General features: G+C 32.1%; 19 protein-coding genes. 17 read left to right on the forward strand and 2 right to left on the reverse strand.

The window, feature by feature from the left end; all coding sequences use genetic code 11:
* Positions 1-38: 38 nt before the first annotated feature.
* Entirely contained in the window at positions 39-1,073 is a 1,035-nt protein-coding gene (locus CLU82_RS15610) for an MBL fold metallo-hydrolase (RefSeq protein ID WP_100843960.1), read from the reverse strand.
* A gap of 514 nt (positions 1,074-1,587) precedes the next feature.
* Here CLU82_RS15610 and CLU82_RS15615 point away from each other — a divergent pair.
* From CLU82_RS15615 to CLU82_RS15685, 15 genes are all read left to right on the forward strand, one after another.
* On the forward strand, positions 1,588-2,655 hold the full coding sequence (locus CLU82_RS15615) for a cellulase family glycosylhydrolase (RefSeq protein ID WP_100843961.1): 1,068 nt from the start codon (positions 1,588-1,590) through the stop codon (positions 2,653-2,655).
* Positions 2,656-2,778: 123 nt separating this feature from the next.
* Positions 2,779-3,096, forward strand: a complete 318-nt coding sequence (locus CLU82_RS15620; RefSeq protein WP_100843962.1) for a DUF6660 family protein — start codon at positions 2,779-2,781, stop codon at positions 3,094-3,096.
* Positions 3,097-3,169: 73 nt separating this feature from the next.
* Complete coding sequence (locus CLU82_RS15625) at positions 3,170-5,149, forward strand: TonB-dependent siderophore receptor (protein WP_100843963.1); 1,980 nt, start codon at positions 3,170-3,172, stop codon at positions 5,147-5,149.
* A 327-nt stretch (positions 5,150-5,476) separates the two neighbouring features.
* Positions 5,477-5,851, forward strand: a complete 375-nt coding sequence (locus tag CLU82_RS15630; RefSeq protein ID WP_100843964.1) for an ankyrin repeat domain-containing protein — start codon at positions 5,477-5,479, stop codon at positions 5,849-5,851.
* A 144-nt stretch (positions 5,852-5,995) separates the two neighbouring features.
* Positions 5,996-6,541 (forward strand): hypothetical protein, encoded by a 546-nt coding sequence (locus CLU82_RS15635; RefSeq protein ID WP_157813372.1) that lies wholly within the window; start codon positions 5,996-5,998, stop codon positions 6,539-6,541.
* 771 nt (positions 6,542-7,312) lie between these two features.
* Positions 7,313-7,912, forward strand: coding sequence for a murein L,D-transpeptidase catalytic domain-containing protein (locus CLU82_RS15640; RefSeq protein WP_100843966.1), 600 nt, complete (start codon positions 7,313-7,315; stop codon positions 7,910-7,912).
* A gap of 164 nt (positions 7,913-8,076) precedes the next feature.
* The gene (locus CLU82_RS15645) at positions 8,077-9,297 is read left to right on the forward strand and encodes an IS4 family transposase (RefSeq protein ID WP_100841957.1); all 1,221 of its coding nucleotides are present in this window, start codon (positions 8,077-8,079) and stop codon (positions 9,295-9,297) included.
* A 670-nt stretch (positions 9,298-9,967) separates the two neighbouring features.
* Positions 9,968-13,123 (forward strand): SusC/RagA family TonB-linked outer membrane protein, encoded by a 3,156-nt coding sequence (locus tag CLU82_RS15650; RefSeq protein ID WP_100845053.1) that lies wholly within the window; start codon positions 9,968-9,970, stop codon positions 13,121-13,123.
* Between the two features lie 11 nt (positions 13,124-13,134).
* Positions 13,135-14,664 (forward strand): SusD/RagB family nutrient-binding outer membrane lipoprotein, encoded by a 1,530-nt coding sequence (locus CLU82_RS15655; protein ID WP_100843967.1) that lies wholly within the window; start codon positions 13,135-13,137, stop codon positions 14,662-14,664.
* Positions 14,665-14,679: 15 nt separating this feature from the next.
* A complete protein-coding gene (locus CLU82_RS15660) occupies positions 14,680-15,999 on the forward strand; it encodes a GntP family permease (RefSeq protein WP_100843968.1) in 1,320 nt (439 codons plus the stop codon).
* A gap of 4 nt (positions 16,000-16,003) precedes the next feature.
* The gene (locus tag CLU82_RS15665; RefSeq protein ID WP_100843969.1) at positions 16,004-16,471 is read left to right on the forward strand and encodes a RidA family protein; all 468 of its coding nucleotides are present in this window, start codon (positions 16,004-16,006) and stop codon (positions 16,469-16,471) included.
* Positions 16,472-16,483: 12 nt separating this feature from the next.
* Positions 16,484-17,515 (forward strand): sugar kinase, encoded by a 1,032-nt coding sequence (locus tag CLU82_RS15670; RefSeq protein WP_100843970.1) that lies wholly within the window; start codon positions 16,484-16,486, stop codon positions 17,513-17,515.
* Between the two features lie 14 nt (positions 17,516-17,529).
* A complete protein-coding gene (locus CLU82_RS15675; protein WP_100843971.1) occupies positions 17,530-18,177 on the forward strand; it encodes a bifunctional 4-hydroxy-2-oxoglutarate aldolase/2-dehydro-3-deoxy-phosphogluconate aldolase in 648 nt (215 codons plus the stop codon).
* Positions 18,178-18,180: 3 nt separating this feature from the next.
* The gene (locus CLU82_RS15680; RefSeq protein ID WP_100843972.1) at positions 18,181-19,296 is read left to right on the forward strand and encodes a D-TA family PLP-dependent enzyme; all 1,116 of its coding nucleotides are present in this window, start codon (positions 18,181-18,183) and stop codon (positions 19,294-19,296) included.
* 12 nt (positions 19,297-19,308) lie between these two features.
* Positions 19,309-20,379 (forward strand): dipeptidase, encoded by a 1,071-nt coding sequence (locus tag CLU82_RS15685; RefSeq protein ID WP_100843973.1) that lies wholly within the window; start codon positions 19,309-19,311, stop codon positions 20,377-20,379.
* Here the strand turns inward: CLU82_RS15685 and CLU82_RS15690 are convergent.
* Complete coding sequence (locus CLU82_RS15690; protein WP_100843974.1) at positions 20,376-21,152, reverse strand: DeoR/GlpR family DNA-binding transcription regulator; 777 nt, start codon at positions 21,150-21,152, stop codon at positions 20,376-20,378. The two genes, CLU82_RS15685 and CLU82_RS15690, sit on opposite strands and share 4 nt — an antisense overlap.
* A 190-nt stretch (positions 21,153-21,342) precedes the next feature.
* On the opposite strand from CLU82_RS15690, the gene CLU82_RS15695 reads away from it, so the two are divergent.
* Together CLU82_RS15695 and nagB are read left to right on the forward strand one after the other, a co-directional pair.
* The gene (locus CLU82_RS15695; RefSeq protein ID WP_100843975.1) at positions 21,343-23,649 is read left to right on the forward strand and encodes a family 20 glycosylhydrolase; all 2,307 of its coding nucleotides are present in this window, start codon (positions 21,343-21,345) and stop codon (positions 23,647-23,649) included.
* 113 nt (positions 23,650-23,762) lie between these two features.
* Complete coding sequence (gene nagB, locus CLU82_RS15700; RefSeq protein ID WP_100843976.1) at positions 23,763-25,691, forward strand: glucosamine-6-phosphate deaminase; 1,929 nt, start codon at positions 23,763-23,765, stop codon at positions 25,689-25,691.
* Positions 25,692-26,106: the final 415 nt, after the last annotated feature.

Below are 26,106 nucleotides of genomic sequence, written 5' to 3' on the forward strand. Positions count from 1 at the left end.
AGCAATTTTTTTGAGTTGAATTTAAAGTGTAATTTACTTTATTTAGACCAAAAGTTGGATGTTGAGACTGTAGAAATAGATGCTATTTCACCTAATTGTGGCACAATGTACCTTAAACCTTGTTTGTTAGCAGCTTCTATAAAACGCTCTACAGGTTCTGTCCAACTATGATGTGCCAATGCAAATCCTGCCCAATGTACGGGCATTATAGTTGTAACTTTAGCATCAATGGCAGCTTGTACACTTTCTTCGGGGAACATATGTATTTGACTCCAGTTTTCATTGTATTGCCCACATTCCATAAAGGCAAAATCAAAGGGACCTAGCTGTTTTCCTATTTCTTTAAAATGTTCACCATAACCGCTATCACCACTAAACCAAATTTTTTCCTTTAATGTTGTTAAAGCCCAGCCACCCCACAAAGATTTGGCTCTATCGGTTAAACCTCGGCCAGAAAAGTGTCGTGTTGGTGTAAAAGTGATTTGTATATCATGAAAGTAATCAGCATCCCACCAATCAAATTCAGCTATTGTAGAAGCTTCAATTCCCCATTTAACCAAATGACGTTTTACACCCAAAGCCACATAAAATTGTTTCACTTTCGGTTTTAATTTTTGAATACTATCATAGTCCAGGTGATCATAATGATCATGAGAAAGCAATACTAAATCAATAGGGGGTAATTGGTCAATTAGATCAAGGGTATTTTCAGAAAATCGTTTTATAGGAAATGGCGCAATTGGGGCAGCATTACTTCCAAACATTGGGTCGATTAAAATAGTCAAACCATTTATACGTAATAAAAGTACGGAATGACCAAACCAAATAAACCGCACATTTTCTGAAGGTTTCTCGAACTCCTCCAGATTAAAAGGAATTATGTTTAAAGGCGTTTTTGGGGCTCTGTCTTTTTTATCGCAAAATTGTTTGTATAAGAGCTTCGGTATCGTTCGGATACTTATATCCATTGAAGTATTTTCAATGTTTAAAAATTTTTCACCATCCCATTGTTTTGAATTGGAATAGAGTTGTATATCTGATTTTGTTGGTTTGGCTCCAAATTGTTTTCTCATATTAATACCTTTTTTAATTTTCTTGCGAAATTAATTCTTGAGAATAAATTGTTTTTTCATCCTTTAAAAAGAGAATCAATCACCACAATTGTAAAAGTACAACTGAAAATAATAAATGTATGCAAATTCCATAAAAAATTAGATTTTAAGAATTGATCCCGTTTTGTTAAATCTTCAAAAAATAATTTAGTTTCTTATATCTTAATTATTTAATCTGATTTTTAAAACAATTAAATGGATTGGGTGTTAAAGTTGAATAGGTAATAGTTTATTATTTAGTTAAAATATTTAATATTATTTCATTTTTTAATAAAGTTTAGTTTAAAATAATAAAAGTGTAAAATTTAATTACAGTGTTTTAATTTGTTAGTTAATTTACAAAATTAACACTATACGTTGTAAATATGCAAAAAATGAAAAAATACCCCCTAATTTCGACAAATTAACCCCCTGTATTGTAGGTAAAATAAGTATAATTTTGAATTTTATTTTTAACAAACAAATACTTTATTTTATGAAAAAATTAAATTCTTTTTTATTTTTAGGAATGGTTCTGATTGGGGCATTAAATTCCTGTAGCAATGAATCCAGCGCTGAACCACAAGCGGAAAACACTCAAGAAGCAAATGCCAATATGGTTATTACACCTTCGAAACTTACGAGTAAGTCTACAGGCGTTGCTGGTATAGCTGGTGTGAATTGGGCTGATGGAAGAGACAATTTTGTAGATGGCTGGGTGATTCCGTCAGGTTTAACTGCCAGTGATAGTTACACTACTGTTGAAGCGAAAACTAATTCTCTTTTAGACGCTTTTTCTACTAATATAAATGGTGTAAATACCATACGTATTCCAATTAATCCTCCATCAGTTTCCGAAAGTTGGTGGAATAGCTATACAGCAGTTATTGATAAAGCAACTAGTAAAGGGTGGAATGTGATTATTTGCTGTTGGGAATCTTCTGCATCTAAAGATGGAAAGATAGATGATACAACTAAATTTTGGGCGATGTGGACAACTGTTGTAAATAAGTATACGAGTAATAGTAAAGTGTACTTTGAAGTTTTTAATGAACCGCACGGATATACCTTAAGCCAATTAACAACAATTTATAATGATTTTCTAGTAAAATATCCAAGTGTTCCTAAGGGGAGAATATTATTATCAGGTACAGGGTATAGTGATGATGTAAAAGGAGTTGGTGCAGATAGTCGTTTTACTAGTTGTTTATTGTCTCTGCATAATTATGCATTTTGGGCTACACGTACTGCAGCGGCTTGGCAAACGGATTGGCGTAGTAGAATGGGTAGTTATGCTTCACGAACAGTTATTACTGAATTTGGTGCGACTATGAATTCGGGTAAAGATTATCAAAACGGACCACAATCTGACAACGAAATAGCTTATATAGTTTCTACGAGCGATGTATGTAGAACTGATAAAGTGGCTAGTGTTTACTGGCCAGGATTGAGAGACGGTGATTCCTATAGTCTTCAAAGCAGAGGTGGTAGTGGTACAAACATTACTTTATCAACTGTTAATGCTTCGGGAGTATTTCGTTTGAGATATGGATGGGGGCTTTAATTAAATAAAAAAGGATCTCATTATGTGTAAATATAATGAGATCCTAAATAATGCTTAATAGATTAAGCCATTTGCTAAATAAATGGGTGAAATAAAATTGTATAAAAATCCTATATTTGCATCGTGAAATTTATACACCTAATATTATCAATCTACATAATCGCTCTGTCTTGTTTACCATGTACAGATGTAGAAGGCAATATTGGAAATAAAAGAGCATTAATTACAACTCACGAAAAAGCAACATCAGGACATCAGGATGATATCTGTTCTCCATTTTGTATCTGTAATTGTTGTCATAGTTTTGGTTTTTATAAAACTGCTGATTATTTAGTATCAGCAACTATAAAAATAAACAGAGAAAGTAGTAAAACAGAGTACAGCTCAGTTTTTCTTTCAAACTTTTATGCTTCTATTTGGCAGCCGCCTAAAATTTGTTAAATATAATTAGTTTTTTAAATCCTTCTCTGAAGTATCAGTGAGGATATTATAGTATTTAACAAATCAAATTACAATGAAAAATATATTTTTATTATTGGCATTAGTATGCAATTTCGCTATACTTTTTGCTCAAGAGCCTGTTAATGATACCCTAAATAAAAAGTCTGAAGAGCTAGACGAAATAGTAGTACAATCTACAAGAACAAGTCGGACAATTTCTAATACACCAACCCGAATTGAAGCTATTGATGCTGAAGAATTAGACGAAAAAAGCAATATGAGACCTGCCAATGTCAGTATGGTTTTACACGAAAGTACAGGTATCCAAGTACAGCAAACCTCGGCTACAAATGGCAATGCTAGTGTAAGGCTTCAGGGCTTGGATGGAAGATATACTCAACTGTTAAAAGATAACTATCCTAATTTCGGGAACTTTGCAAGTGGTTTAAGCATTTTGGAAATCCCACCTTTAGATCTTAAACAAGTTGAAATTATCAAAGGACCTTCATCTACTTTATATGGTGGTGGTGCCATTGCAGGAGTAGTAAACTTTATTTCTAAAACACCAAATGAGGAAGGAGAGTATAACTTTATAATAAATCAATCCAATGTAGGGCAGACTAATATTGGAGGTTACGCTTCTCAGAAAAAAGGGAAATTTGGATATACATTATTAGCATTGTATAATAATCAATTAGCTTATGATGTGGATAAAGATAATTTTTCGGAACTTCCAAAATCCCATAGTTTTACAGTAAACCCACAACTTTTTTATTATCCAAATGAATCAACAACGTTTATGTTGGGTAATAGTTTTTTACAAGGCAATAACTTAGGAGGAGATATGCAGGTTATATCAGGTAACTCAAATGAAAACAATGTTTATTTTGAAAAAAATGAGACCATTCGGAATGCAACTACTTTTGAGTTTGATAAAAAATTCAGCAATAACCAAAGCTTTAAATTGAAACAAAGTTTAAGTTTCTTTGATAGAAAAATCAATATTCCAACGTATAGTTTTTCGGGGCTTAATACGAATAGTTTTACTGATGCTTCTTATGTTTTTCATCATAAAGAGCACAATATAATCAGTGGTTTAAATTTAGCGTATGATAACTTTAAGCAGTCTCAAGGAGCATCGATAAATAATAGTCTGAATGCAAAATCAATCACAATAGGAGTCTATGCTCAAGATACTTGGGATATGACTGAGAAATTAAAATTGGAATATGGTGCCCGTCTTGATAACGTTAGTTTTAGCAATATCAATTATAAAAAAAATCAAACTTTTATTTTACCAAGAATTTCGGGCTTGTACAAATTTAATCATGAATTTTCTACTCGTTTAAGTGGTGGTTTGGGATATAAAATTCCAACAACTTTTACGGAACAAACAGAAACTATTCAGTATCAAAATGTTTTGCCATTAAGTGATGTTGAAGTTGAAAAGAGTATAGGAGGAACGCTTGATTTTAATTTCAAAACAAAACTAACACACGAGTTGCTTTTTAGTATTAATCAGATGTTTTTTGTAACTCAAATAAATAAGCCATTAGTTCTAGAAACGGATAGCTTTGATAATTCGTTTTTTGTAAATGCCTCTAAACCTATTACGAGTAACGGTTTCGAAACCAATATTAAATTGATATTTAGAGAAAACTTTAAGTTTTTTGGAGGTTATACTTTTGCAAATGCTAAGAATACGTATTTAGCAACCAATCAATACATACCATTAGTGCCTAAAAATAAGATCAATTTAACTTTGGTTTACGAGAAAGAGGATGACTTTAAAATTGGTTTGGAAAGCTATTATACTGACAAGCAATTTTTATATAATGGAATGGAAACTCCTTCTTTTTGGGAATTTGGAGCAAGTGCCCAAAAGACTTTCGGTAAAGTATCTATTTTTATAAATTTTGAAAACTTTACAGATGAACGTCAAAGTAAATATAAGAGAGTGGTTAACCCTCCATACAATAATCCTACGTTTGATGATATTTGGAATCATACAGAAGGGTTTGTCTTTAACGGAGGCTTGAAAATTAAATTGTAATAATAGAACTAAGAAGAAATAACCACTTTTAAGAAAGTATTCCCTTATTGAAATTGTAAGCATTAACAAACTTCTCAAGAAATTGGGAAGTTTTTTTATGTTCTATACAGAAATATTTAATGGTTCTCAACTGTTGATATTACCTTTTTATTTATTATTCTTCGACAAAGTCAATAAAATGGCTTAATTTGTTAATTAAAAGTTAATTTTAAGTACTATGTGATACACAATACCTTTTTAAAGATATATATTTGCATAGGATATTATTATATGATCCAAGTTATTTAATCAATCAAAAAACAATCATTAATCAAAAAATTAATTATCATGAAAAATTCAATCATTTATTTAGGAGTTGCTCTAATCGCATCAACAACAGTTTTATCAGCATCAAATCTGTATTCATTTCCAAAGACTTCATATGAAGTTACATCTTCTGAAACAGTTTCTCCCTTGAGCATCGCCATTTGGAAAGGAGATTTAAGCAGTGTCAAAAAATTCATAGAATATGGCACAGATGTAAGTGAAAAATCAAACGGAATGACTCCTTTAATGGTAGCAGCCCGTTATAACAAAGTTGAAATTATTAAATTTTTGTTATCTAAAGGTGCTGATGCTAAAGCTAAAGATGTAAACGGATTTACAGCTTTAAAATATGCTGAATTATCGAATGCTTATGAAGCCATCAAAGTTTTAAAATAATAAATAGAATAAAATCTGAATGAGACATCATTGATGATGGTGTCTCATTTAAAAAATCAATCAAATCAAATCAATCAATCAATCAATCAATCAATCAATCAAATCAAATCAAATCAAATCAATCAAATCAAAAAAATAGTAATCATGAAAAATTCAGTTTTAATCTTAGGAGTTGCATTAGTATCATTTTCAAATATTTGTAATGCAAAAAATACAGTTAACTTATCAAACAATTTATTCCAAAATATAGTTTTATCAGATGATACTACCGAAACACGAACTAATGAAGCTGCAAAATTTGAAAAACCTTCCTTAATAGATGATGTTGAAGTATTCAATCCAGAAACAGTAATTACCAGTACTCCAAAAACAATAAAAGAAATCATTGTTGAAGGTGATAAGATTGTTGAGAATGCAGTATCAGTTTCGGATGAGGTGGCATTTATGGAATATGAAGAATCAATGAGAGAAATAGTTGCTCAATCAGATTTAATTACAGAAAGCACTGTTTCAGATGTAACTTATCCGCTTTATATTGAAAGAACACTATCTGATGAAATTACTGAGATGGAATTAGTTATTGAAAGTAATGTGACCAATGAGGCACAACCACTAGATTTTAAAAAAATAAATAGTAATTCTATCATGATTAATTCAATTAGTACTAAAAAATTCATTGGAATGAATTAATAACAAGAGCGAAACATATAAGCTAAATGCTTAGGGGATTTTATAAAAGAGCACCATTATAAAGAGTATAATGATGCTTTTTTTTTTTATGCATATAGGAAATAGTTCTGAAACAGTTTTGTAAGGATAATTAATTTTCTAAAATCTCCAAATCTACTACTTTACCATCATTTTTTCATAAACAGCTATTTGTATTTCCTTTTCTTTAATTAATTATTCTTTTTTTGCAACTGTTTGTTTGAGTTTTTTTCTGCTTGAGTTTCAAAAGGTATTTGGAGATATTTCTCCATTAGTATTAAAAATTTGTGGATCAATATTTTACTTAGTCGCTACAAAGCACCCATTTGTAAAGATATTTATTTAAAATATTGATATTTAGTTGTTTGTGGTGTATTCTACTCTTTGCTAATATGATTTTGTTGACATGCAGGTGAAGTATATTTAATCTTTTTTTCCTTTTTTTAAATTTAATAATTTTATGAAATAACTTAAATTTTTATAGATTAAAGAAACTGTAAGTTGGTATCATAAATCAATTGAAAAGCGTAGTTATAGCGATTAGAGAATTGCCCGAAACTACCAGATAAAAGAGATGAAAAGTTTTTATTAGTTTTTGTATTAATCATATTTTTAGATGTTTATAAAATATTTAACACTCAAACATGGGAATTATATAAGTTTTCTATATAATTTTGTAACATCAAAAAACGATTTCAAGGTTTTACTAAATATTACATTTTTATTTTATTTAAATCAACTAATATATTGCGTATGAAAACAGTTTTGATGGTTTTGTTTGTTTGTCTTAGCTCTTTTACTATTAATAATGTATCTGATAAAAAGATAATATTAAATGAGCTCGATAATTTAAAATTAACTGATCATGTTAATGAAATCAAATCATTAATAAGTGCTGATCATAAATACAATAACAAAATTGCATTTTTGATTGATATGAAAATTAAATCTGCAAAGAATCGTTTTTTTGTATATGACCTTCAAAATAATAAAATATTAGATCAAGGACTTGTTGCACACGGTAGCGGTTCGGAAACAACTGTACGTGGAGAATTGAAATTTAGTAATGAACCAAATTCTAACTGCACCTCACTTGGAAGATATAGTATTGAGAAATCTTATAAAGGTATTTTTGGTAAAGCTTTCAGACTTAATGGTCTGGATGAATCAAATAACAATGCTTTAAAAAGAGCTATAGTGTTGCATGAGTATTCAGCGGTTCCTTATGAAGAACAGGATCATTATATCGTAAACAGCCATGGTTGTCCAATGGTTAACGAAGTGTTTTTTAAAAGACTTGAAAAAATAATTGATAACTCTGATTCAAAAATCATGCTTTACGTTTATTATTAATATTCGAAAATAGACAGAATAAATAAAAAAAGAGCTCTTTTGTAGTAGTCATGGTCGGAAGAAAATCTTCCGACTTTTTTTGTTTTTAATTATTTATTTAACGAGATTTTTCTTGTTTATAGTATTGATTTTACGTATATTTATTACTGGTAAATCAGTAATCTATGGCAAATTTTAAAGACCACAAAGTATCCGTTAAAGAGTTATTAGGCTTCATTCCAGAGGCTCTCTTATCCCATCTTTCCACCAGTACTAAAGTAGATCATTATTCAAAAGTTCTTCATGGCAAAAAAGTATTTTATCTGCTTTTATATTCTATAATGGATAACGAAAAGCTCAGCCAACGAACATTGGAAGACACCTTTAACTATTCAGGTTTTAAATCTATATTTAACTTGGATGAATCAGAAACTATCCGAAGAAGTTCAATTTCAGAGAGACTCTCGAAGATTGATGCGAGTTATTTCAAAGAAATTTTTGAATGTATGTATGATCGTTTTTCTGAGAGTTACAATCAGTTAGAAAGAGGCAAGTATAATTTAATTCGGGTAGATAGTACCATTGTTGCAGAAGCTGCTGGAAAACTCAAAGAAGGTATTGATCAAAAAAGCGGTAAAAAACTTATAAAATATAGTGTTTCCTTTGACGGAATTCTTCCTTCTGGTGTTGAGATATTTAATGCTCAAAGATATTCAGCAGAAGATAATGCTCTTCCCGAAGCTATTTTAAATCAAGTAAAAAAAGATACTGAACATAGCAATATTTACATTATCGACAGAGGTATTCAATCCACCCGAACTATGAAAGACTTTGATAAAAAGAATATCAAATTTGTTATCAGGTCTAAGGAAAACCGAAAACATCAAGAAATACGGTCTTTGATTCTGGAAAATCAGGATTTAGATATTGGAGAAAATATCTTAATTCAAGACAGTATTGTCAACCTTTACACAGGTGTTCCAATAAAAAACAAGCGAGGGAACACACATCATCGCCAAGAAAAAGTCGATAATCAATTCAGGCTAGTGGTTGTGAAAAACAAACAAAATCCCGAAAAAGTTTTTTGGTTTATTACTAATGATTTTCAACTTACTGCTAAAGAAGTTGCTGATTATTACAGGAAAAGATGGGATATTGAAGTTTTTTTTAGATTTATCAAACAAGAACTCAATTTTAGTCATCTTGTTTCACTCAGCAAAAATGGAATAGAAGTAATGGTTTATATGACTTTAATTGTAGCAATGCTTATCCTTATATATAAAAAAGCAAATAATATTGGTTATAAAACCGCTAAAAGAAGATTTGTTTTGGAACTTAGAGAACTTATTACTGCAATAATGATAACGTTGGCAGGTGGAGATCCTTCAAAAGTCTTTAAAACATAAGTGGCCGGAATTTCTTCCGACCACTACTACTTTTGTAGAGCTCTTTTTTTATGCTACAAAGTTAGAAACATAGCTCATGAATTCTTTAGAGTTGTTATTTTTTTTATTACAATCCTTTTTTGTTTTTATTAAGGAGTCACATTTTTTTTATACTACTTTCATTCAATAGTCAACTTAATTCTACTTCTAATTTTCGTTTTTAAAATTCTCCTCAATAAAATGAGTCTGATTAATTAAATCACCAATGTATTGCAGTATAATTAATATTTGTTGCAGATTTTCCTTTATCTCTTCAATTATATCAGTAATCAAAGTGAATCTCAGCTTAAAATATTATAGTATGGAAAAACAACGCTTATCTAAAATACTGGTATATAGCGTTCTAATATTAAATAGTTTAAAAGTCATACCTTAGATATGATAAAACGAAAGGATCTTACAGTTGTAGATCGGATTAAATAAATTGAATATTCATTTTTCTTAATAGCAAAAATTTTGCATTTTTTTTTATTGCGTTCTATTTCAATGTTTTTTTTAACAGTTAAAAACTTATTTTTCGCAAATATTTGCAAAAAATATGCATTTTATGCAAAAAAAAAGCAAACGTTTCAAATATATTTATATATTTGAAACGCCAATAGAAACCAAAAAATATGAAAACCAAGAAATTATGAAAACAAAGTTAATTACATTACTATTTATTGGGGGGATTATCTTCTCAGGAAATGCAACAGAGGCTGCAATAAAAAAGCAACGTTTTGATCAAAAAAGCGCTCAGGTTGAAATTTCGGGCCAAGTAATTGGTCAGGATGACGGAATGCCAATTGCTGGAGCAACTATTTATGCAAAAAGCAATAATAAAATAGCAACAATTACAGATGAGTCAGGAAGGTTTAAATTAAATGTTCCAGAAAATGAAACACACATCATTATAAGTTATATAGGTTACGCAAGATTAGAATTCAATTTACAGCAAACTACAGATTTGATTATAAAAATTAAGCCAGCTGAAAATGTTTTAGAACAAGTTGTTGTAACTGCATTAGGTGTTAAAAAAAGTAACAAAGCCGTTTCATATGCTGTAACTGAATTGAAAGGGAATGAATTTACCAAGGCTAAGGAAAGTAATATTGCAAATGCTTTAGTTGGAAAAATTGCAGGTGTAAATGTAAGCAGTACGGCAACTGGGCCAAACGGATCAACCAGAGTTGTGATTCGTGGAAATGGTTCATTAAACGGAAATAATCAGCCGATGTATGTTGTAAATGATTTACCTATAGATAACACTCAACTTAATTTACCAGGTATTGGCAATGGCGCTGGTTCTACAAGAATAAATGTTGATAGAGGTGACGGAACTTCTGTTATAAATCCAGATGATATTAAAAGCATTACGGTTTTAAAAGGGGGAACTGCAGCAGCATTATACGGTGCAAATGCAGCAAATGGTGTTATTTTGATTCAGACCAAAAGAGGGTCTGCTCAAAAAGGAATTGGTGTAGAATACAATACTTCATTCACTTTTGAAACTCCATCTATTATACCTGATTGGCAATATGAGTATGGTTCTGGTGCCGGAGGAAAAAAACCAACAACTAAGGAGGAAGCTATTGCTGATGGCCGTTGGTCTTGGGGTGCAAAAATGGATGGGTCTAATGTTATACAATTTGACGGGGTTGAGAGACCTTACGTAGCTCAAAAAAACAATATCAAAAACTTTTACAAAACAGGAACAACTTTCATTAACTCTATCGCTTTATCTGGTGGAAATGAAAAGGCAACAGGGCGCCTTTCGTTTCTGAACATGGATAATCAAGGGGTTGTGCCAAATTCAGATTTTAATCGTAAAAGTGTTAACATTGCGAGTAACGTGAACTTAACAAATTGGTTGAAATTTGATGCTGTAGTTCAATATAATTTAGAAAAATCAAATAACAGACCAACAGTTTCTGATGCTGAAGCAAATCCGAACTGGGGAACTTATATGATTGCCAACACAGTTGATATTAGAAACCTTTCTCCAGGATATGATGAAAATGGTATTGAAGAGGCTTGGAATCCTGTTGCGGTTGCTACCAATCCTTATTTTGCAGTTAATAAAATTCAAAACAGCGATACTAAAAACCGTTTTATTGGAATGCTGAATGTAAAAGTAAATTTCACACCCGAATTATTCCTTCAAGGACGAATTGGTCAAGATTATACTGATTACGAGTTTTTTGGGTATATTCCAAAAACAACATTAAACAATCCTGTTGGATATGCACAAGGTTCAAGAATGAAATTATCAAATCTGAACTCTGAAGCAATCCTTAATTATACTAAGAAAAATATTTACGATAATTTCTCTTTAAATGCTTTAGTAGGAGTTAATTCCCGAACTAATTTAAGAGATGAAACAAAAGTTGAAGGATCTAATTTTGTATTAGATGATTTCTACGCTTTAAGTAATTTATCGACACTGACTTATACTTATCCTTACGGAAAAACCAAAACAAACTCTGTTTATGGAGCTGTAGATTTAGATTATAAAAATTTAGTTTTCTTAAACTTTACTGGACGTCAGGATTGGTTTTCTACTCTTTCTGCAGAAAATAATACTGTATTTTATCCATCTGTAGGAACAAGTGTTATACTTTCTGAAATTGTAAAAATGCCAGAATGGGTTTCATTTACAAAGCTAAGAACTTCTTGGGCACAGGTTGGAGGAGCAACTCCAGATCCGTATGCACTAAACCAATCATACTCTATGGTTCAGGGTGGGCATAATGGACAGCAATTGCAAACTCCAACAAGTACGAGAGTCCCAAATTCAACTTTAAGTCCATTGACTTCTACAACATTTGAAATTGGAGCTGACTTAGGTTTTTTAAACAATCGTTTAAATATTGACTTTGCATGGTATAACCGAGCAACAACAGATGATATTGTTGAAACTACAATTTCAAATGCATCTGGTGCTAACACCGCTTTATTGAATCTTGGAAAAATGAGAAATAAAGGAGTTGAGCTTTTAGTTAGTGGTAAAATTATTGCTTCAGGAAATTTTTCATGGGATGCTAGCTTTAATGGGGCATACAATAAAAATACAGTTGAAGCTCTTACAGATCAGCTTAGTTCGATTACGATGGCGACTTCTGTAAATGGATATGTAACTATTACAAGTGATGTTGGCAGACCTTATAGTACTATAAAAGGGTATAAGCCTCTTACAGATGCAAATGGCAATACTGTTTATAATGTAAGCGGTGGTTCAGCGACTATTGCTAGAGGTCCGCTTGAGGAATTAGGTCAGGGAGTTCATCCTTGGTCCGCTGGAATCAGCAATGAATTTAAATATAAATCATTTTCATTCAGCTTTTTGGTTGATGGTAAATTTGGAGGAAGCCTATACTCAGGAACTGATTTGTATGGAACTCGTATGGGATTAACAAAACTTACTTTGGAAGGGCGTGAAAATGGTCTGCCGATTAAAGGTGTAGACACTAAAGGAAATCCAGTTGACATGGTAATTGCTCCGGAAAACTTAAGAACGTATTATGATGGTTTAAAAAGCATTTCTTCAACATTTGTTTACGATGCAAGTTTCGTAAAATTAAGACAAGTGGTTTTTGGTTATCAATTGCCAATTGAAAAACTAAAAGGTTTATCTAAACTTCAGGGAGCCTCTATTTCTTTTATAGCAAGAAACTTATTCATTCTTTATAAGAAAACACCAAACGTAGATCCTGAATCTGTATTTAGTGCTGGAAACGCTCAGGGTGTAGAACAATTTGGAGTGCCAAAAACAAGAAGTTTTGGTTTAAGTTTAAACGTTAAATTTTAAATTACAAAGACATGAAAAAGATAACCATTTTATATATTACAGGTATACTTTTAGGAAGTATGACAGCTTGTACCAATGATTTTGAAGAAATAAACACTAATCCAAATGTTGTTGAGAAACCAACTCCGAATTATGTTTTTAGTAAATCGCAGCTTGACGGTTTAAACAATAATTACTATTCTGTTAATATCTTACAATGCGGAGGCATGTTACAGCATTATGCTACTTATAAAGAAGCGTCTGGTGTTGGAGATAAATACTTAAATAATGAAGTCTATTTTTCAGCATATTTTAATCAAGCATATCCAACTGGTATAAATGAAGTTGAAATTGTAATTGATGCTTTAAAAAACAATCCGAACGACAGTAATAGATTGAACATTGCAAGAATTTGGAAAGCTTATTTATACCATAGGGTTACTGATTTGTATGGTGATGTTCCATATTTTGAAGCTGCAAAAGCAAATAGCTCGCAAATTTTTCTGCCAAAATATGACACTCAGGAATCTATTTATAAAGATTTATTGAAGGAGCTTGATGAAGCGGCAACTGCATTAGATATTTCTAAACCAAGTTATGGTAATGCAGATTTTATATATAACGGAGATGTTGCCAAATGGAAAAAATTCTCTTATTCGCTAATGCTTCGTCTTGGGTTGAGATTAACAAAAGTTGATCCGGCTCTTGCCAAAATTTGGGTTACAAAAGCTATTAATGGTGGGGTAATCTTAAACGGATCTGATAATGCAATTATGAAATATACGGATGGTCCAAATGATCTCAATAGAAACCCAGTTGGTTTTGATTCAAGAAAACAAGATTTTACTCAAGGTTCATACGGTCAAAAAAATGTTGAAGGTGGAAAATTATCTAATACATTTATCGATCTGTTAAAAACAACTGAAGATCCTAGAATCAGCGTTTATGCTGGAGTTTGGGAAGGAACAGTGCAAAACACAGCTCTTGCTGTTCAAAAAGGTTTTCCAAACGGACTGAAGACAGCTCCAACTCCAATTGAGCAAGCTACATTTTCTGAGCCAAACCAAAGTACTGTTTTTAAATACGATGCACCTCTTATAGTTTTAAGTAATGCTGAAACGAATCTATATTTAGCGGAAGCTGCTGCAAGAGGATGGTATATAAATGAAACTGATAAAGATTTATATGATAAAGGAGTAAAAGCTTCATTCTTGAATATGGGAATTTATGGAGTTGGTTACGCTATTACAGATGCAAGTCCATATTTAACAGTAAATCCTTTTAATACTGCTGGATCTTTTGATGAAAAAATGAATCAGATTCACACTCAGATCTGGGTTGCTTTATTTGTTGATGAACAAGAAGTTTATGCAAACTGGAGAAGAACTGGATACCCTGTTTTAGTACCTGTAAATTTCCCTGGAAATGTTACAAACGGAACAATTCCAAGACGTATAAAATACCCAACTAGCGAATATTCAGTGAATTCTGTTAACTTAGCAGAAGCGAACAAACGCCAAGGAGAAGATGCTTTTACAACAAAAATTTGGTGGGATAAATAATTATACGAGAAATAAATGAGCATTTTAATTCTTACTGCATGCATTGTTTTTTTAATCCTGCAAATCGCTTGGTTTAAAATCAATCCTTTTATTGCATTCATTATAACAGCTTTATTAGCAGGTCTTTTTTTAGGCCTGCCAATAAACACTTTGTCGCAAACGGTGCAAAAAGGTTTGGGGGATATGCTAGGTTCAATTACATTGATAATTGTTTTCGGAACTTGCATCGGAAAACTAACCGTTTCGTCTGGAGCTGCCAATGTTATTGCAAAAACTGTTATGGGATGGACGGGCAAAAAATACGTTCGCTTGGGCTTAATGATTACTGGGTTTATTGTTGGGATTCCTTTATTTTATAGTGTTGGTTTTGTTTTGTTAGTTCCGTTAATTTTTTCGGTAGCCCATCAGTTTAAATTGTCAAAGGTATATTTAGGAATTCCTATGCTTGCGTCACTTTCTGTTGCGCACGGTTTTTTGCCACCACATCCTTCTCCAATGGCATTGAGTAGTATTTTAAATGCTGATATTGGACTTGTTTTAGTTTATGGGATTGTCATTGCTATTCCAACAATTTTTATCGCTGGCTTATTATTTTCGAATTTGCTTAAAAACATCAAAACCGAGTCAAATCATGAAATCTTAAATGTAGAAGAAATTGCAAATGAAGGTAAACTTCCAAGTTTTTCCATTAGTTTATTCTCTGCTTTATTTCCTGTTTTTGGTTTAACATTGACTTCGTTATTGCCATTAATTTCAAAAAACGAAACGGTTATCAATATTTGCAAAACGATTGGCGAACCAAGTATGATTATGCTTATTTCACTGCTTATCTGTACGTACACATTAGGTATAAGAATGAACCGAAGTTTAAAAGTTGTGATGGATGATTATGCAATTGCAATTAAGGATGTTGCTCTAATCGTTTTAATTGTTGGTGGGGCAGGAAGCTTAAAAGAAGTTATGATTGTTAGTGGTGTAAACGAAACAATCGTATCTACTTTGACCCAGACAAATATTCATCCCTATTTATTGGCTTGGATAATGGCCGCGATTATAAGGGTTTGTGTTGGTTCTGCTACTGCTGCTGGTTTAATGACTGCCAGTGTTTTACTGCCTTTACTACAAGCAAACCACCTCGACCCTAATTTGTTAGTTTTAGCGGTCGGGGCAGGAAGCTTGATGTGTTCACATGTAAACGACCCAAGTTTTTGGATGTTTAAAGAATATTTTAATATCAGCCTAAAAGATACTTTTAAATCATGGACAGTCATGGAATCTTTAGTATCTGTTTTAGGAATCATTTTCGTTTTTATTTTAAACTCAATTATACATTAATATCATGAATTTATTGCCTCAAGAAAAATTTGAAACATTAGGATTATCTCTACCGCCAGCACCAGAACCGCTTGGTATTTATAAACCTTATTTAGTAGATGGTAAGTATTTATACCTATCTGGACATGGCCCTGTTAGAGATGACAAATCCTTAATCATCGGCCGAATTGGAGATGATATGGATATAGAAAAAGGAAAAGTAGCTGCACAACAAGTTGGATTAACAATGCTTTCTACAATTGTAACCAATTTTGGAAGCTTAAATAGAATAAAAAGAGTTATAAAAGTCTTAGGAATGGTTAATTGCTCTTCAGATTTTTTAAGACATCCTTACGTAATCAATGGCTGTAGCGAATTGTTTGCCGAAGTTTGGGGTCAAGAAAACGGAATTGGAGTAAGAAGTGCCGTAGGAATGGGCTCCTTACCTGATAATATTCCGGTAGAAGTAGAAGCTATTTTCGAATTATATTAAATAAATTAAAGAATGAAAACCAATAAACCACAAACCAAAATTGTAACTTTTGGCGAATTGTTACTCCGAATGAATGTCGTCGAGGGCTATCGTTTTACACAAGCCAACGAAATGCGCGTTCATGTTGGCGGAGCCGAAGCAAATGTTTGTGTTTTACTTTCTCAATTAGGAATTCAAACCGATTATGTTACACGCTTACCGCAAAATGATTTGGCTCAATTAGCCTTAAATGAACTTCAAAAATATAAAGTAAATACATCTAATTGTGTTTATGGTGGAGAGCGCTTAGGTTTATATTTTGTAGAAGCAGGAAATCAAATTAGACAATCGCAAGTCATTTATGACCGAAGTAATTCTTCTTTTGCAACTATTAAAGAAAAACAGATTGATTGGAATGCTATCTTAAATGATGCAACTCATTTTCATTGGTCAGGAATAAGTCCTGGAGTTTCTCATGAAGCAGCTTTAGTTTGTAAAGAAGCTATTTTAACAGCGCACAAAAAAGGATTGCCAATTTCTTCCGATTTTAATTTCAGATCTAAATTATGGCAATACGGGAAACAGCCGTCTGAGATTATGCCTGATTTACTTCAGTATAGCACGATTACAATTGCTGATTTAGATGCAATAGAAATTTATTTTGGAATCAAAACGGATACAAAAGAATCTGATGCTGATCGTTTTCAAAAGACATACGAATTAATAAAATCCAAAATGCCTTTTCTAAAAACGCTTGCAATGAGTTTTAGAAAATCAGATGGTCCAGCACATTTATACAAAGGGCTACTGTTGCACGAAGGCAGTTTTTATGAAACAAAAGAACATAAAATACATGTAGTGACCGATCAAATTGGTTCTGGAGATGCTTTCACCGCAGGATTATTATATGGACTCACAAATGAATTATCCGGGCAAGAATGCATTGACTGGGCAACAGCATGTGGTGTAATTAAACAGAGTATTCCAGGAGATTTTGCAATTAGCAATTTAACCGAAATTAGTCATTTTATCAAAAATGGCACAAGTAATAGAATTAATAGATAAATTATCCTCAAATTATGTACAGCATTTTAAAAACACAAGGCGTACTTCCGTTAGTAACTCAAATCAACATTCAAACTGCCGAAATCATATTGAAATCAGCTGCAGCAACTGGTATTAAAGTCATCGAATTTGCAGCTCGATCAAACGATGCAAGGGAAGTTTTTAGCCAAATGATTGCGTTTAGAAATGCTAATAATTTAAATATAAAAATAGCCGTCGGATCTATTTTAACTGTAAATGATGCTGAAATTTACCATCAATTAGGAGCAGATTGTATTATTTGCCCGCACACCGATTTAGAAATTGGTAATTATTGCTTTAAAAATAATATTTATTGGATTCCCGGTGCTGCCACTTTAAACGAGGTACTTCATGCTAACAAATTAGGAGCAGAAATAGTGAAATTATTTCCAGCCGATAAAATTGGCGGGCCAGGATATGTAAAAGCTATAAAAGCTCCTTTTCCTAATTTAAAATTAATGCCAACTGGTGGTGTTACCTTAGAAGAAAGTAATTTGAAATCTTGGTTTAAGGTTGGTGTTGTCTGTGTTGGAATTGGATCAAATTTGTTTTCAAAAGAACTTTTAGCTCAATTAACGTATGAAAAATCAGTTGAAGCTTTTCAAAATTTAATTGAAGTTATTGAAAAAACAAGAAACTAAATCATGGAAAAAAATTGGTGGAAAATTAATTCCGAAACACTTATCGATACTCCTTTTTTAGCAGTTTACGAAGATCGTTTACAGCACAATATCAAACAGCTTATTGAAAGCGTAGATGGTAATGTTGAGAAATTAAGGCCGCATATTAAAACACATAAAATAGGCGAAATTTTAGATTTGTTTAAAACATACAAAATCAACAAAGTCAAATGTGCTACAATTGCTGAGGCTGAACTTTGTGCGATTCACGATATATCTGATATTCTTTTGGCATATCAACCTGTTGGATTACGAAAAGAACGATGGATTTCTTTAATTAAAAAATATCCTAATTCTAGTTTTTCTACCATAGTAGATAATTTAGAAACAGCAAAAGCATTAAATGAAAGTGCTGAAAAAAATGATTTGAGACTTTCTGTTTTTCTGGATTTAAATACAGGAATGAACAGAACTGGAATTTCGATTTCTAAAAACTGGAGTGATTTGATTGCCCAAATTATTGAATTAAAGAATATTCATTTTGCAGGAATTCATATTTACGATGGTCATTTAAAAGGGGATGTAGAACAACGTACATCTGCGGCTTCGAATGTGTTTTTTAGTATAAATGAAGAAATTGAGAGAATTCAGCGAATAGTAGGTTATGAATTAAAAATTGTTGCTGGAGGATCAAATACTTTTCCGTTTTATTCTCAACAAAAAAATGTAGAATGCAGTCCTGGAACTTTTGTTTTTTGGGATGTAAATTACAGTGTTAATTTACCAGAACAAAACTTTAAACCCGCAGCCGTTCTTGTTGGAACCATAATTTCTAAACCTACAAGTTCAACTTTTTGTATTGATATTGGTTATAAATCCGTTGCTTCAGAAAACCCAATTGATAAAAGATTAGTGATTTTGAATGATGAAAATTTAATTCCAACAGCACACTCAGAAGAGCATTTAATTATAGAAAATAAAGGTAGAAATGAATATAAAATTGGTGATATTATTTATGCCATTCCGTATCATATCTGTCCTACTTGTGCTCTCTATGACACGGTTAAGGTTGTTAACATATCACATGAAATTTACAATCAATGGTCTGTTATTGCGAGAAGTAGAAAAATTAATATTTAAAAGTCCACTAATATGTTTATAATAGATGCCCATTTAGATCTTAGCATGAATGCGATGGAATGGAACAGAGATTTGAGAAATGATGTAAAAACGTTACGTCTTTTAGAAAAAGGGATGAACGACAAACCAGATCGCGAGCGTGCAACAGTTTCGCTTCCTGACCTGCGAAAGGGTAATATTGGTATTGTGGTTGCTACTCAAATCGCTCGTTTCGTAAAACCAGGTAGTAGTATTCCAGGCTGGAATTCTCCCGAGCAAGCATGGGCGCAAACACAAGGACAAGTTGCATGGTACAAAACTATGGAAGAAGCTGGCGAAATGGTTGGTATTACCGATAAAAAATCGCTTCAAAAACAACTTGATTTGTGGAATGATGGTACTCCAAATGATAAAAAACCAATTGGTTATATTTTGAGTTTAGAAGGTGCCGATTCTATTGTTGATATTTCTTATCTGGAGAAAGCTTACAATTACGGATTACGAGCAATAGGTCCAGCACATTATGGTCCAGGACGTTACGCAAACGGAACAGATGCAACTGGGAAAATGAATCAAAACGGACTTGATTTATTAAAAGAAATGGAACGTTTGAATATCATTTTAGACGCAACACATTTATGTGATGATGCTTTTTGGCAGGCGTTAGATCATTATAATGGTCCTGTTTGGGCAAGTCATAATAACTGTAGAAGTTTGGTTGATCATAACAGACAATACAGTGATGAAATGATTAAAGCTTTAATTTCAAGAGGTGCTGTTATTGGTGGTGCTTTAGATGCTTGGATGCTGGTTCCTAATTGGGAAAGAGGTATTTCGACTCCTAAAGAAATGCAATGTAATCTGGAAACAGTTTTCAAACACATGGATCACATTTGCCAATTAGCAGGAAATGCAAATCACATTGGTGTGGGGTCTGATCTTGATGGCGCTTTTGGTACAGAACAAGGACCTTACGATTTAGATACGATTGCTGATTTGCAAAAATTGGTAATGATTTTTAAAAACAACGGTTATTCTGATGAAGATTTAAAAAATATCTTTCATCAGAATTGGATTAATTTTTTAATAAAAAATTGGAATTAAATAAAAACTAAACTTGGAACTGCCTTCTTATACGATTGTAATTTTTCGTGATTGGGATCAACCTCTGTAACTACATAATCAACCTCGGATAAGCTGGCAATTTTCATTTTTAAAATAGTATCTAATTTTTCAGAAATAGTCAAAATAGCTGTTTTTTCAGAAGCCTGAATCATTGCTTTTTTTACCTGAACGGTTTCCCAATCTGAATCTGAGAAACCTCCTTCGATATCTAAAGCATTGGTTCCTAAAATTAGTAAGTCAACTTTTATATTTGCGAGTTGATTATAGACATCACCGCTCACACACATTTGGCTGTAAGAAGAAATACTACCGCCAATCATAATAATTTTGACATTCGGTTTGTCTAGAAGTTCAACAGCTGATAAAACAGTAACAGTAAAAATAGTAAGATTTAAATCATTTGGAATTAAGCGAATGAACTCTCTAATAGTAGTTCCGCCACCAATTAATAAAACCATACCATCATGAAGTAAACCTAAAGTTTTTTTCGCAATAACCTGTTTTGATTCGCCTTCATAAGTTTGATTTGATGAAGAATGATGGTACGCTTTTGTCATTGCACCACCTTTTACTTTAATCAATAGAGATTCCGACTCAAGTTCATTTATATCGCGCCTTACGGTATCCTCTGAAACATATAGTTTAGCCGATAGCGTTTCAAAACTTACACGAGTATGTAAGTTAATCTCTTTTAAAATATAATTTTTACGTTCTTCCTTAGTATAATTTACTACTTCATTCTCATTATTCATGCAAATTCAATTTTGTTGGGACAAATGTAAACAAATAATGCAATATTATTGCGAAACAAAAAATAACATGAAAGAATAAAAAAGTTAATTACCTTATTTAAAAGACATTTATGCCTTGTTGAGTTTTGCATATTTTTTGCAAAAATAACCGTAAACAATACATTTGTTTACAGCTAACCGGAAATAAACCATGAAAAAAAATCTTATATTTCTTCTATTATTTTGTTATTCCATCGGAAATGCACAATCCACTTTCGATAACAATTCTATAATTCCTGCTCCTAATTCGTATAAAATTACAGGCGATAGCATTCGTTTAAACGGACAGATAAAAGTTGTTTTTGATAATAATAAATTTAGTACAAAAGAACTAAAAACAGCGCAAATTTTTGAAAATGCGGTTAATGTAAATTTGCCATCAAAAAAAGCTTCAACCGAAGTTACATTTATAACCAAGAATCCATCTTCAACATCAAATAAAGAGGCTTACAAAATAATTATTACTTCAAAAAGAATAGTAGTTACAGGTTCAGAAGAAGGATTGTTTTATGCTGTTCAGAGTTTGATGCAGTTACTTCCGAATAAACCATCAGACAAAAAAGAAATAAAATTGCCATGTGTAATTATTCAAGATGAGCCAAGATACGTTTACCGCGGATTACATTTAGATGTTTGCAGACACTTTTTTTCTGTTGATGTTATAAAAGATTTTATCAGTCAGATGGCGTATTATAAATTGAATAATTTCCATTGGCATTTAACGGATGATCAAGGTTGGAGAATTGAAATAAAGAAATATCCAAAACTAACTGAAATTGGATCAAAAAGAGCGCAGACTCTGGTTGGAAATAAGTTTGAAAGATCTCCACAATTCTTTGACGGAAATCCGTATGGAGGTTTTTACACGCAAGAAGAAATTAAGGAAGTCGTTAAGTTTGCCGAAGAACGTTATGTAAATATAATTCCTGAAATCGAAATGCCAGGTCATGCAACCGCAGCAGTTACTGCTTATCCTTATTTATCCTGTTTTCCAGAACGAACTTATAAAGTGGTGGAAAACTGGGGTGTTTTTGAAGATATTTTTTGTGCAGGAAAAGAAGAAACATTTACTTTTTTAGAAGATGTACTAACTGAAGTGATTGCTTTATTTCCTAGTAAATATATTCATATTGGTGGAGACGAATGTCCAAAGGCAAGATGGAAAATATGTCCTAACTGCCAGAAAAAAATCAAAGATTTAGGTTTGAAAAATGAGCATGAATTACAAAGTTACCTAACCACGCGAATAGAAAAATTTCTTAATGCAAACGGCAGACAAATTTTAGGTTGGGATGAAATGCTCGAAGGCGGATTAACTCCAAACGCTGCTGTAATGTCTTGGCGTGGTGAAGCTGGAGGGATTAGTGCTGCGAAACAGAAACATTTTGTAATCATGAATCCTGAACAAGTTTTATATCTTGATTACAACCAAGGATATTCACCACAAGAACCATTAACTATTGGAAGATTAACTACCGTTAAAAAAATATACAATTACAATCCGACTCCTATAGATAGCCTAACAATTGAAGAACAAAAATACATTTTAGGAGTACAATCAAATCTTTGGTCAGAATATCTAACAAGTCCCGCCAAATTAAATTACATGCTTTATCCAAGACTATTTGCCTTAGCAGAAATCGCTTGGACAGAGCCTCAAAACAAAAATTATGATCATTTTATTTTAAATCAAATACCATATCATTTAGAAAAATTAGAATCACAAAAAAGATTGTATAAAGTTCCAATCCCTTTTGGATCAAATGAAATAGCTCTAATTGGTTCAGAATATGTTTTAGACTTAAAACCAACGATTAACAATGGTCAAATATTTTATACGATTGATGGTTACAATCCAGATGAAACTGCCGAACTTTACAGTAAACCAGTATCTATTACTATTCCAAAAGGAGAATATCGAATTATAAAAACTATTCAGATGAGTCCGAGTGGCAAAAAAAGTTCTATCAGTAAAATAGTAGTTAGAAATCCAGATTTAAAATCGGCTTTAGCAATAAAACTAACTAAAAAAGGTTTAAAATATGAATATTATACTGGAGCATTTTTTCAGCAAGTACAAGATCTAGAATTGGCCAAACCAATTAATTCAGGCATTTTTGAAGGAACCGTAAGTAGTGAAAAATGGAAGTCAAAAACAGAGCGTTATATCGGCTTGAAATTTGACGGATACATCTATATCTCAGAAACTGCAAATTATACTATTTCTACACTTTCAGATGATGGGTCGAAGTTATTTATAGATAATGAATTAGTGGTTAACAACGACGGAATTCATTGGCTTAATGAGGCTTATGGAGCTGTAAAACTCGAAAAAGGTTTTCATAAATTCAATATCAGCTATATTGATCAGATTGGCGGAACTACTTTAAGTTGTTTTATACAGCAAGAAGGAAAAGAAAAGGAGGAAATAAATGCTTTACAATTGTATTACGAATAAGTGAGTTTACGCAACTAAAAAGTAAAGATAAAGTTAAGTTGCATTTTTGTTGTATGTTAATTGGTTGTTTTGTTTCATAAAAATATAAGTAGTAAAAAATAAAAAAATAAATCATGTTAAAAAGTAAAATCGATAAAGCGACAGGATTCGAAAAAAGATTCGAAAACATCAATACGGTTGTTTTTGAAAACTCTAATAGTGCTTCAAAAGCAGTTGCTCAGGAAATTTCAGCTTTAATTCAATCGAAACAAAAAGAAAATCAACCTTGTGTTTTAGGGCTTGCAACGGGTTCTTCTCCTAAAGGCTTATATGCTGAACTGGTGCGTCTTCACAAAGAAGAAGGTTTGAGTTTTAAGAATGTAATAAGTTTTAATTTGGATGAATACTATCCAATGGAACCTAATTCGATCAACAGTTATGTTCGTTTTATGAAAGAATTGTTGTTTGATCATGTTGATATTTTACCTGAAAATGCTCACGTTCCCGATGGTTTTTTAACTAAAGAACAAATTGCAGATTATTGTCATGATTATGAAGCAAAGATTGAAGCTTTGGGTGGTATCGATTTGCAAATTCTTGGAATTGGAGGAAACGGACATATTGGTTTTAATGAATCAGGTTCCCTTCAAAATTCTAAAACACGTTTAGTAGCTTTAGATCATATTACAAGAGTTGCGGCAAGCAAAGATTTTTCTGGATTAAGTAATACTCCGAGAACAGCAATTACGCTTGGAGTAAAGAAAATCATGGAAGCCAAACAAGTTATTTTGATGGCTTGGGGAGAAGGAAAAGCAAATGTCATTAAAAAGTCTGTTGAAGATGAAGTAACGAATCAAATTCCTGCTTCCTTTTTACAAGAGCACAATAATGCAGTTTTTGTTTTAGACAAAGAAGCATCTTCTAAATTGTCGAGAATCAATAGACCTTGGTTGGTAGAAAAAGTAATTTGGACGGATAAACTAACTCGTAAAGCAGTTTTAGGATTGGCACTAGATCTTAAAAAGCCAATTTTAATGCTTACTGATGCTGATTATATTGAGAACGGAATGAGCGATTTATTAGCTGATTCGGGTCCTGCTTACGATATTAATATTAAAATTTTCAATAAATTACAAAATACGATCACAGGTTGGCCAGGAGGTAAACCAAATGCAGACGATTCTAACCGTCCTGAAAGAGCAGAACCAGCAAGAAAACGTGTACTACTTTTCAGTCCGCATCCAGATGATGATATCATTAGTATGGGAGGAACTTTTATGCGTTTGCAAGAGCAAGGACATGAAGTGCACGTAGCGTATCAGACTTCTGGAAATATCGCTGTCGCAGATGATGAAGCGTTGCGTTTTGCAAGATTTGTAATTGATTACAATGAAAAATTCGAAATCAAAAGCCCTGAAGCAGATGCTATTTACCAAAAATCAATCTCTTTTTTAAGTAATAAAAAGAATAGTGAAATTGATATTCCAGAAGTACGTTATATAAAAGGATTAATCCGAAGAGGTGAGGCGAGAGCAACAAGTCATTTTGTTGGTTTGCCAGATGAGCAAATCCATTTTATGGATCTTCCATTTTATGAAACAGGTACAATTGAGAAAAAACCAATTGGGAAAGAAGATATTCAATTGACCATGGACCTGATTGAGAAAATTAAGCCACATCAAATATATGCGGCAGGAGATTTGGCAGATCCACACGGAACACATAAAGTTTGTTTGGATGCAATTTTTGAGGCTGTAAAAGAATTAAAACCAAAATCATTTATGGATGATTGTTGGCTTTGGTTGTACCGTGGAGCTTGGCAAGAATGGGGAATTGACGAGGTTGAAATGGCCGTACCAATGAGTCCTGATCAGGTTTTAGCAAAACGCCATGGAATTTTCAAGCATCAATCACAAAAAGACGGAGTTGTTTTTCAAGGAACAGATGCTAGAGAGTTTTGGCAAAGAGCTGAAGATAGGAATGCAGAAACTGCTGCTTTATATCAACAATTAGGATTAGCAACTTATGCAGCTATGGAGGCTTTTGTTAGATGGCATTACTAATTAAGGAGTAAAAAAATCATAAGAAACATACAAGGAAAAATGTATGTTGCGTAAAAATATTTTTTTTAATTAATTGAAAATCAACTTAATATAATTGGTTTTCAATAAAAAAAGCGTATAAATCATATGATTTATACGCTTTTTTGTGGAATTTCGCCGGGTATAGAACTATTCTAAAAACCCCATATTTTAATAGGCTTAAAAAAGGTTAAACCCTTGGGTAACCGATTTTACCACCTTAAAAAACTGTCCAAATTATCACAAATCGTATGTGTAAATTTACGAATTAAATGCTAGATACAAAAAATATGAGTTCATTTTTTGAACTAGTTATCCAGCATTTATTAAATTTTTTAAGAGAGAATTTGTTTTTGAAATTTCAAGTTTTAACTGTTTTCAATCCACAATGAGGGGG

Origin of the sequence: Flavobacterium sp. 5 (assembly GCF_002813295.1) — a bacterium.
Classification (GTDB): Bacteria; Bacteroidota; Bacteroidia; order Flavobacteriales; family Flavobacteriaceae; genus Flavobacterium.

What these genes read in the sequence shown, in the direction of transcription:
- CLU82_RS15610 (WP_100843960.1), bottom strand. Translation starts at nt 1,073, where the DNA reads ATGAGAAAACAATTTGGAGCCAAACCAACAAAATCAGATATACAACTC.
- CLU82_RS15615 (WP_100843961.1), top strand. Translation starts at nt 1,588, where the DNA reads ATGAAAAAATTAAATTCTTTTTTATTTTTAGGAATGGTTCTGATTGGG.
- CLU82_RS15625 (WP_100843963.1), top strand. Translation starts at nt 3,170, where the DNA reads ATGAAAAATATATTTTTATTATTGGCATTAGTATGCAATTTCGCTATA.
- CLU82_RS15630 (WP_100843964.1), top strand. Translation starts at nt 5,477, where the DNA reads ATGAAAAATTCAATCATTTATTTAGGAGTTGCTCTAATCGCATCAACA.
- CLU82_RS15635 (WP_157813372.1), top strand. Translation starts at nt 5,996, where the DNA reads ATGAAAAATTCAGTTTTAATCTTAGGAGTTGCATTAGTATCATTTTCA.
- CLU82_RS15640 (WP_100843966.1), top strand. Translation starts at nt 7,313, where the DNA reads ATGAAAACAGTTTTGATGGTTTTGTTTGTTTGTCTTAGCTCTTTTACT.
- CLU82_RS15645 (WP_100841957.1), top strand. Translation starts at nt 8,077, where the DNA reads ATGGCAAATTTTAAAGACCACAAAGTATCCGTTAAAGAGTTATTAGGC.
- CLU82_RS15650 (WP_100845053.1), top strand. Translation starts at nt 9,968, where the DNA reads ATGAAAACAAAGTTAATTACATTACTATTTATTGGGGGGATTATCTTC.
- CLU82_RS15655 (WP_100843967.1), top strand. Translation starts at nt 13,135, where the DNA reads ATGAAAAAGATAACCATTTTATATATTACAGGTATACTTTTAGGAAGT.
- CLU82_RS15660 (WP_100843968.1), top strand. Translation starts at nt 14,680, where the DNA reads ATGAGCATTTTAATTCTTACTGCATGCATTGTTTTTTTAATCCTGCAA.
- CLU82_RS15665 (WP_100843969.1), top strand. Translation starts at nt 16,004, where the DNA reads ATGAATTTATTGCCTCAAGAAAAATTTGAAACATTAGGATTATCTCTA.
- CLU82_RS15670 (WP_100843970.1), top strand. Translation starts at nt 16,484, where the DNA reads ATGAAAACCAATAAACCACAAACCAAAATTGTAACTTTTGGCGAATTG.
- CLU82_RS15675 (WP_100843971.1), top strand. Translation starts at nt 17,530, where the DNA reads ATGTACAGCATTTTAAAAACACAAGGCGTACTTCCGTTAGTAACTCAA.
- CLU82_RS15680 (WP_100843972.1), top strand. Translation starts at nt 18,181, where the DNA reads ATGGAAAAAAATTGGTGGAAAATTAATTCCGAAACACTTATCGATACT.
- CLU82_RS15685 (WP_100843973.1), top strand. Translation starts at nt 19,309, where the DNA reads ATGTTTATAATAGATGCCCATTTAGATCTTAGCATGAATGCGATGGAA.
- CLU82_RS15690 (WP_100843974.1), bottom strand. Translation starts at nt 21,152, where the DNA reads ATGAATAATGAGAATGAAGTAGTAAATTATACTAAGGAAGAACGTAAA.
- CLU82_RS15695 (WP_100843975.1), top strand. Translation starts at nt 21,343, where the DNA reads ATGAAAAAAAATCTTATATTTCTTCTATTATTTTGTTATTCCATCGGA.
- nagB (WP_100843976.1), top strand. Translation starts at nt 23,763, where the DNA reads ATGTTAAAAAGTAAAATCGATAAAGCGACAGGATTCGAAAAAAGATTC.